Origin of the sequence: Streptomyces sp. NPDC046977 (assembly GCF_040644455.1) — a bacterium.
In the GTDB taxonomy this organism is placed as follows: Bacteria; Actinomycetota; Actinomycetes; order Streptomycetales; family Streptomycetaceae; genus Actinacidiphila.
Window position 1 is genome coordinate 1 of record NZ_JBEYWO010000092.1, and the last position, 1,196, is coordinate 1,196.

Sequence of the window (1,196 nt, forward strand, 5' to 3'; positions counted from 1 at the left end):
GGCTCCACGGACGGCGGCTCCACGGACGGCGGCTCCACGGACGGCGGCTCCACGGACGGCGGCTCCACGGACGGCGGCTCCACGGACGGCGGCTCCACGGACGGCGGCTCGTCTGGCGGTGGGTCGTCTGGCGGAAACCTGGCGGAAACCGGAGCCGGAGCCGCCATACCCCTGGGTCTGAGCGGGGCGGCTCTACTGGGGGCGGGCGCGGGGACGGCCGTATTCCTGCACCGCCGGAAGACACGTGGCATATCCGAGACCACCCCGGACGTCACGAGCTGACCACCGGAGAGTGGGAGAAACGGCCGCCCGGGTTCACGCGTGGCCCTGTGATGAACCCGGGCGGACCTCTCCCGTCGGACCCGCCACGAAGTGACCTACGCGAGACCACCCAGAGCGGTGTGTCGCTTGATGAGGAGAACTCACCCCCATGGCATCAGTCAGGAAGTCACACAGGACGACGGCCGGGGCGCTCGGATCCGTCGTGCTGGCTGCCGCCCTGTCGCCCGCAGCTTTCGCCGGCACCCCGGCGGAGGGGATCCAGGCACTGCCCAGTTCAGCCCCTCAGGTCGTCGTATCTCTGGACAGCGACGAGCTGTCGCTGGAGTTGGCGGACGGCAGCGGAATGGCACCGGCTTCGGCCAGTGAGCCCGCGCCGGTAGACCTCGAGTTGGGACCTGACACGCAGACCGTCATACCGGCAGGCACCGAGTATGCGTTCCTCGGCCCCTCCGGTGACCCGATATGGGTACTGGACGGAACTGGCTCCCCGCAGGGGACTACGACACCGACCCCTCACTGGGACACCACCGGCGTGCCCGTGGAGAATCTCGCCGACGGCACGGTCGAATGGGCTTTCACCAGTATCGAAGGTCCTGGCGACGCGGTGTTGTTCGCGCCGCCCGAGAGCTCCACGCCCGACGCGCCCACGGCGCCGCGCGTTCTCTTCGACAGCGCCGACGGGTTCCCCGACGCCCAGTCGTTGCCTGCCGCGGACTCCGGTGAAGTCGCCTGGGCCTTCACCCGGCCCGGCACCTATCAGCTCACCTCGCAAGCCACCGCACGCCTGACCAATGGCAAGACCGCAACAGCCGCCCAGCAGTGGACTGTCCATGTTGCCGCAGACGAATCCGTACAGCCCTCCGCACCCGCTACGGCCACCCCCACGCCAGGGGTGAACGAGCCCGGCAGCGCGA

At 69.8% G+C, this 1,196-nt stretch carries 1 protein-coding gene; it reads left to right on the plus strand.

Features of this window, described 5'->3' with window-relative positions; genetic code table 11:
- Positions 1-430: 430 nt before the first annotated feature.
- Positions 431-1,196: choice-of-anchor M domain-containing protein (locus ABZ883_RS43130; RefSeq protein ID WP_360917798.1), on the plus strand; the 766-nt coding region annotated here is incomplete at its 3' end.